General features: G+C 71.0%; 10 protein-coding genes and 1 pseudogene. 6 read left to right on the top strand and 5 right to left on the bottom strand.

The features are described 5' to 3' along the window. Both VFZ20_RS08545 and VFZ20_RS08540 read right to left on the bottom strand, forming a co-directional pair. The coding region (locus VFZ20_RS08545; RefSeq protein WP_329683437.1) for a hypothetical protein at positions 1 to 351 on the bottom strand (351 nt) is incomplete at its 3' end. A gap of 232 nt (positions 352 to 583) precedes the next feature. Beyond that, complete coding sequence (locus VFZ20_RS08540) at positions 584 to 742, bottom strand: hypothetical protein (protein ID WP_329683436.1); 159 nt, start codon at positions 740 to 742, stop codon at positions 584 to 586. Between the two features lie 169 nt (positions 743 to 911). On the opposite strand from VFZ20_RS08540, the gene hisZ reads away from it, so the two are divergent. The 4 genes from hisZ to VFZ20_RS08520 all read left to right on the top strand — a co-directional run bounded on the left by hisZ (position 912) and on the right by VFZ20_RS08520 (position 4412). After that, positions 912 to 1883 (top strand): ATP phosphoribosyltransferase regulatory subunit, encoded by a 972-nt coding sequence (hisZ, locus tag VFZ20_RS08535; RefSeq protein WP_329683435.1) that lies wholly within the window; start codon positions 912 to 914, stop codon positions 1881 to 1883. Further along, entirely contained in the window at positions 1880 to 2518 is a 639-nt protein-coding gene (gene hisG, locus VFZ20_RS08530; RefSeq protein ID WP_329683434.1) for an ATP phosphoribosyltransferase, read from the top strand. Before hisZ ends, hisG begins: the two co-directional genes overlap by 4 nt. A gap of 151 nt (positions 2519 to 2669) precedes the next feature. After that, positions 2670 to 3920 (top strand): histidinol dehydrogenase, encoded by a 1251-nt coding sequence (hisD, locus tag VFZ20_RS08525; RefSeq protein WP_414682930.1) that lies wholly within the window; start codon positions 2670 to 2672, stop codon positions 3918 to 3920. A gap of 87 nt (positions 3921 to 4007) precedes the next feature. Beyond that, positions 4008 to 4412, top strand: coding sequence for a DUF6941 family protein (locus tag VFZ20_RS08520; protein ID WP_329683432.1), 405 nt, complete (start codon positions 4008 to 4010; stop codon positions 4410 to 4412). 89 nt (positions 4413 to 4501) lie between these two features. On the opposite strand, the gene VFZ20_RS08515 is transcribed toward VFZ20_RS08520, so the two are convergent. Both VFZ20_RS08515 and VFZ20_RS08510 read right to left on the bottom strand, forming a co-directional pair. Further along, a complete protein-coding gene (locus tag VFZ20_RS08515) occupies positions 4502 to 4720 on the bottom strand; it encodes a ribbon-helix-helix domain-containing protein (protein ID WP_329683431.1) in 219 nt (72 codons plus the stop codon). A 1-nt stretch (position 4721) separates the two neighbouring features. Beyond that, entirely contained in the window at positions 4722 to 4907 is a 186-nt protein-coding gene (locus VFZ20_RS08510; RefSeq protein ID WP_329683430.1) for a hypothetical protein, read from the bottom strand. Between the two features lie 85 nt (positions 4908 to 4992). On the opposite strand from VFZ20_RS08510, the gene VFZ20_RS08505 reads away from it, so the two are divergent. Continuing rightward, the gene (locus VFZ20_RS08505; protein ID WP_329683429.1) at positions 4993 to 5229 is read left to right on the top strand and encodes an addiction module protein; all 237 of its coding nucleotides are present in this window, start codon (positions 4993 to 4995) and stop codon (positions 5227 to 5229) included. Next, on the top strand, positions 5229 to 5537 hold the full coding sequence (locus VFZ20_RS08500) for a type II toxin-antitoxin system RelE/ParE family toxin (protein WP_329683428.1): 309 nt from the start codon (positions 5229 to 5231) through the stop codon (positions 5535 to 5537). The genes VFZ20_RS08505 and VFZ20_RS08500 overlap by 1 nt, the downstream gene beginning before the upstream one ends. A 419-nt stretch (positions 5538 to 5956) precedes the next feature. Here VFZ20_RS08500 and VFZ20_RS08495 read toward each other — a convergent pair. Next, a pseudogene (locus tag VFZ20_RS08495) lies at positions 5957 to 6499 on the bottom strand (hypothetical protein); the annotation flags it as partial.

Raw genomic sequence — 6499 nt, 5'->3', positions numbered from 1 at the left:
GGAACCGGCCAGAAAGCCCAGCGCCAGCAGGTTCTGCTGTCCCTGGCCCGGCGTCGCAAGGCTGATGGAGCCCGCCAGGTAGGCGGGCGCCTGCCCGGAGGACGGAACGACGCCGTACATGCCGAGCGTCGCGACGTTCAGGGCGTCGTTGCTGCCGTAGAAGTTCCACCCCGCGCCGCCGTTGCTGCCCAGCCCCGCCAGCACCAGCGGCTCCAGGCCGTTGAGCGAGAGCAGCGCCGCCAGCGCGGACGGGGTGCCGTAGCTCGTGTTCAGCTGCACGGCGAGCGATCCGCTGTAGACGGTTAGGGCGCTGGCGTTCACCAGCGCGATCGTGTAGGTGACCTGTGACATGATCCGGCTCCGTGGATGGAGAAAGGGAAGGGAAAAGAGGCGGGCCGGGAGAGTGTAGGCGGACCGGCGCGGCGGGCACAAGGCTCCTGGCGAAGCGCGTCCCGATCCGCCCATTCCTCGTGGGTGCGGACGGGAGCGGAGAGGATGCGGAACGGCGGACGAGGGGAGAAACGAGACGCGGCGGGCCCCCGAGGGACCCGCCGCATTTTCGTCCGTCGTCCGCCGGTGCCGGTCAGACCGGGCGGCGGCCCGTGATGATGCGCCAGGCGATGACGATGAGCGCCAGGATCACCAGGACCAGCGCGATGCTCTTGAGCGCGCCGATCACACCGGTAAAGCCCAGCACGCCCAGCAGCAACAGCACGATGGCGATGATCAGAATGAGGTCCACGGTCGTTCTCCAGTTTCAAAAAGGTGAGCCCTGCGGTACTTCACCCTTCCCATGCCACCCCATGTAGCACCCTCCGTGCCACACGCCCAACGTGTTCCGGGGCGCACACTTCGCGGGGGGCGGGATTGCCGCGCCGCCGCGGGGGCTGGTATGTTTGCCGGCTATGTCCATGACGAGAATGGCCCAGGTGCCGCCCGGTTCGCAGGACCTGCTGGCGGCCGACGTGCAGCGCCGCCGCCACGTGCAGGGCGCGTGGTTCGCGCTGGCGGAGGCGCGCGGCTACCAGGAGGTGATCCCGCCCACCTTCGAGTACGAGGAGGTGTTCACGCGGGCCGGCACCAAGCTGGCCAGCGAGCTCATCCGCTTCGTGGACCGCGACGGGCGGCTGGTGGCGCTGCGGGCGGACTTCACCAGCGCCATCGCCCGCATGGCGTCCACCCGCCTGCGCGACGCCGAGACGCCCCTGCGCCTGTCCTACGCCGGCAAGGTGTACCGCCAGCGGCCCGAGGGGGGCGGCCACGCGCGCGAGACCTTCCAGGCCGGCGCGGAGCTGCTGGGCAGCGCGGGCCCCGAGGCGGACGTGGAGGTGCTGCGGCTGGCCATCGAGATGCTGCGGGCCCTGCGCATCCGCGAGTTCCAGATCAACCTGGGCGACATCCGCTTCGTCCGTCCCCTGCTGGCGGGGCTGGAGCCGGAGGAGGCGGACGGGCTGCGCACGGCCATCGACCGCCGCGACCGCGCCGCCCTGGCCCAGGCCGCCCGCAGCTACGGCGCGCCGGCCGCCGTGGCCCGCGCCCTCGTGGAGCTGCCCGAGCTCATCGGCCGCGGCGAGGTGCTCATACGCGCGCGGTCGCTGGCGTCGGGGCCGGACGCGGAGGCCGCCATCGAGCGCCTGCGCGCCATCGACGGCATGCTGACGGACGACGAGCGGGCGCACGTGGTGTACGACCTGGGCGAGATTCGCGGGCTGGGCTACTACACGGGAATGCAGTTCGAGGTGTTCGTGGCCGGCGCCGGGCGCGCCGTGGCGTACGGCGGGCGCTACGACGACCTGCTGGCCCTGTACGGGATGGACCGCCCCGCCGTGGGGTTCGCCCTGGAGACGGACGCCCTGGCCGACCTGCTGGAGGTGGAGTCGTGAGCCGCCCCCTGCGCATTGCCCTGCCCAAGGGCCGGATGATGGACGAGGCGCTCACGCTCTTTGCCCGGGTGGGCGCGGAGGTGGAGCCGGAGGTGCTGGCCTCGCGCCGGCTGATTTTGCCCAGCGCGGACGGCCGCTTCGAGTTCCTCCCCGTCAAGAGCGGCGACGTGCCCGTCTACGTGGAGAGCGGCGTGGCCGACGCGGGGATCGTGGGCAGCGACGTGCTGGACGAGGGCGATCCCGACGTGCTGCGCCCGCTGGACCTGGGCTTTGGCGGGTGCATGCTGGCCGTGGCGGCGCCGAGCGGCGCGCCGTACCCGTACCTGCCCGGCGGGGGGATGCCGCGCGTGGCCACCAAGTACGTGGAGAGCGCCCGCCGCCACTTTGCCGGCCGGGGGATGCAGGTGGAGCTCATCCGCATCTCCGGCTCGGTGGAGCTGGCGCCCCTGCTGGGCCTGGCGCACTGGATCGTGGACCTGGTGCAGACGGGGCGCACGCTGGCGGAGAACGGCCTGGTCGTCGTGGAGGAGGTCAGCCGTTCCACGGCGCGGCTCATCGTGAACCGCGCCAGCCACAAGCTGCGCCTGGAAGAGCACCAGCGGCTCATCGCCGACCTGGAAAAGACGAGTGCGTGAGTGCGGTAGTGCGTGAGTGCGGAAGTGGACCTTCGCCCGCGCACGATCCCACTCCCCGCACTGACGCACTGACGCACTGACGCACTTACGCACTTCTGTGCCTTTGATTCGGACCCTGCGCGTGTCGCCGCCCTTCCGCGAGCTGCGGGAGATGGCGGCGGCCGCGTCCACGGACGACCCCGCGCTGCGCGACGCCGTCGCCGGCATCCTGCGCCAGGTGGCCCGCGCCGGCGACGCGGCGCTGCTGGAGTTCACGGCGCGCTTCGACCACTTCTCCGTGCCCACGGCGGCGGACCTGCGCATCGGCGCGGACGCGCTCGCGGCCGCGGCGCAGGCGGTGGACCCTGCGCTGCTGGAGTCGCTGCGCCGAGCGGCGGACAACATCCGCCGCTTTCACGAGCGCCAGCGCGAGCACGGCTTCGTGGACATCGACCCGGACGGCACGTTGCTGGGCCAGCGCGTGGCGCCCCTGCGCCGCGTGGGCGTGTACGTGCCCGGCGGCCGCGCGGCCTATCCCTCGTCCGTGCTGATGAACGTGATCCCCGCGTCCGTGGCGGGCGTGGACGAGATCGCCATGGTCACGCCCACGCCCGGCGGCGAGATCCTGCCCGTGGTGCTGGCCGCCGCGCACGTGGCGGGCGTCACGGAGGTGCTGCGGATCGGCGGGGCGCAGGCCGTGGCGGCGCTGGCGTACGGCACGGAGACCATCGGCCGCGTGGACAAGATCGTGGGCCCCGGCAACAAGTGGGTGGCCGAGGCCAAGCGCCAGGTGTTCGGCGCGGTGGACATCGACATGGTGGCCGGCCCCTCCGAGATCCTGGTGATCGCGGACGAGGCGGCCGATCCCGTGCACGCCGCGGCGGACCTGATCGGCCAGGCGGAGCACGACCCCGACGCCATCGCCTGGCTGGTGACGACGTCCGCCGAGCTGGCCGCGCGCGTGCCGGGGGAGATCGACCGGCTGCTGGAGCGCAACCCGCGGCGCGACGTGGCCCGCGCGGCGCTGGAGGCCAACGGCGCCATCGTCGTCGTGGACACGCTGGAGGACGCGGCGGCCGTGGCGGACCTGCGCGCGCCGGAGCACCTGGAGCTGCTGGTGGAGCAGCCGCTGGCCCTGGCGGGGCGCATCCGCAACGCGGGGGCGATCTTTTTGGGCAGCAGCAGCCCCGAGCCCATGGGCGACTACTTCGCGGGGCCCAACCACGTGCTGCCCACGGGCGGCACGGCGCGCTTCGCCAGCCCGCTGGGCGTGTACGACTTCGTCAAGCGCACCAGCTTGATCGGCCTGTCGCCCGCGCGGCTGGCCCGCGACGCGGACGACGTCATCCGCCTGGCCGAGAGCGAGGGCCTGCACGGCCACGCCGAGGCAGTGCGGGTGAGACTTCAAGTGCCGAGTGCCTAGTGCCAAGTGCCACGTGACGGATTCCGTTACTTGGCACTTGGTACTTGGCACTTGTAACTATTTCCTGCACACGAACCTGATCGCTCAGTGAAAGTCCTCTATTCCGTCATCGCCGAAGACGCGCAGCTGCGCCACGACGGGCGCATGGACGTGCACGGCATCTACCACGAGCTGTACGCCCGCGGCTTTCCCGCGCGGCAGGACAAGCTCACGCTCGTCACCACCATCGAGTGGGACGCGTCGGAGCGCGGCGACATCGACTTCAGCGTGAACCTGCTGGATCCCGGCCGCAGCCCCGTGCTCACCATCAACGCGCAGACCCAGGTGGAGGACCAGTACGCGGTCCACCGCCCGGCCCGCACGCAGATGGCCATCCCCATCGACGGCATCGTCTTTCCCGTCGCGGGCACGTACGAGTTCCAGCTCACCGTGGGCGAGACCGTGCAGGCCCTCACGCCCATCTACCTGGTCGAGGACGAGGACGCGCACTGATGGCAAGTGCGTGAGTGCGGAAGTTGGCTCACGCGAACGGCCGCGGCGCATCAAGCGCCGCGGCCGTTTCAGTGATGACCTTCGAGGCGTCACGAAACCCTGCGAAACACATCCTCGTCCGTGTGCCATCCGACCGCTTCGGCATACGGCATCAAGCGCGCACGACACGCATCGAAGTTGGTCTGCCGAATGCTTCGGCGCAGTGCATCCTGTACGATTACTTCGCGGGATGTCCCGGTCAAGGCGCATACGCGGTCGAGCGCGTCCGCCAACTTGTCGTCCAGACGCACTTTCAGTATCGCTGCCATTTCATCCTCCTCTCCGTTGAAGCCCCAGCCACGCGAGGCCGACCAGCCCGACGACGGCCGTGGACGCGCGGAAGATGACCTGCGCGCGGTTGGGATCGGGACTGGTGATGAACATCAGCCCGGGAAAGACCACCAGGAAGGCAAAGATCACCTGCAGGCGCTCGCGGCGGGTCGGCTTGCGGCTCATGCGTGTACGACGTGTGGTGCCTTGATGCGGTCGCTCGGCATCGGATGGGGTTGGCGCGCGTCCGCAGTCCGATTATCGTTCGGATATGCAAACGATCACCGTATCCGACCTGCTCCACCTGAGCATCGCCGAGCGCATCCAGCTCGTGGAAGACCTCTGGGACAGCGTCGCCGCCGAAGCCGCCGCGCGCCCGGAGCGGGTTCCCGTGAACGAGGCGCAGCGCCGCGAGCTGCTGCGCCGCTCCGAAGCGCACCGCCGCAATCCCGCGGAAGCCGTGTCGCTCGATGCGGCGCTCGACGAGATCGAGCGATCGCTGGGTTGATGGACCGCGATCGGCTCCTCATCCGCCCCGAAGCACGCGCGGAAGTCGCGGAGGCGGCGGGGTGGTACGAGGCGCGCGAGCCGGGGCTCGGTCGCGACTTCCTGCGCGCGTTTCGCGCCGCGACCGACCGGTTGCGGCGCGATCCGTTTCATTACCAAATCGTCTTCGCCGACATGCGCCGCGTGCTGCTGCGGCGCTTTCCGTACGGCGTCTTCTACGAGATCCACGGCGCCGACGTCGTCGTGCTCGGGTGCATGCACACCGCTCGCGATCCAGAGCTCTGGCAGGGCCGGGCGCCCGGAGGCTAGGCAGGCTTTGCGACGGAGCGGGTAAACCCGCCGCTGGGACTGCCATAAGCCCTGTCTCGCGCCGACGCGCTCTGCGAACAGGGCTTCAACCACCAACACGGACCGCCCCCCGGCGGGAGCCGCTTCCGCGCCGGGGCCGAAATCGCGCGTTGCGGACTCCGCATCGGTGCACGTCGCCGCCCTTGCTGGGGCAGTCCGCGCAGGCGGTCTTCGTGCCTTTCCAGCGGCGATTTCAATCGCTCCGGCTCGGACTTCGCCGCTTTCTTCTGGATCTCACCCGTTTGGCATCACGATCCGCCTGATCCGCCTGATCCGCCTGATCCGCCGATCCGCCGATCCGCCGATCCGCCGATCCGCCGATCCGCCGATCCGCCGATCCGCCGATCCGCCGATCCGCCGATCCGCCGATCCGCCGCGCGCTACACCGCGCCGAGCGCGTCGTTCAGCAGGCGGATGAAGAGGCCGCCTTCGCGCACACGGTCCATGGGGTGCAGCCAGCCGGCGTGCGACGAGTGCGCGAACAGCCCCGTGATGGTCACGGACGGCTTGGCGACGGGCGGAAGCAGCGTCTGCAGGCGCAGCGTCTCCGTGAACGGGATCAGCCGGTCCGCGCGGCCGTGGGAGAGCACCACGCGGCCGCGCACGTCCCCCAGGCGGGCGCGCGGGTCCAGGCCGGGATCCTTTTCCAGCGCCGCCGCGCTGAACGCGTCGCCGATGGCGGCCGCCAGCGCCAGGTCCGCCGGCGGCGCGCCGGACGGCGGCGCGATCACGTCCCAGATCTCGCGCTCGGCCGCGGACAGCCCCGCCCGGATGCGGACCTTGGTGGGATCGTACACCGGCTCCCACGCGTACGCCCCCACGCGCCCGGCCTCCACGGCCAACTCCAGCGCGCCGTGTGCCACCGCCTCCATCCCCTCGTATCCCTCGATCAGCGTGAGGTAGTTGCCCACGATGATCCACCG

Source organism: Longimicrobium sp. (assembly GCF_036280135.1).
GTDB lineage: Bacteria > Gemmatimonadota > Gemmatimonadetes > Longimicrobiales > Longimicrobiaceae > Longimicrobium.
The sequence above is the reverse complement of the archived record's forward strand: the minus strand, read 5'-3'. Positions and strand labels throughout refer to the sequence as shown.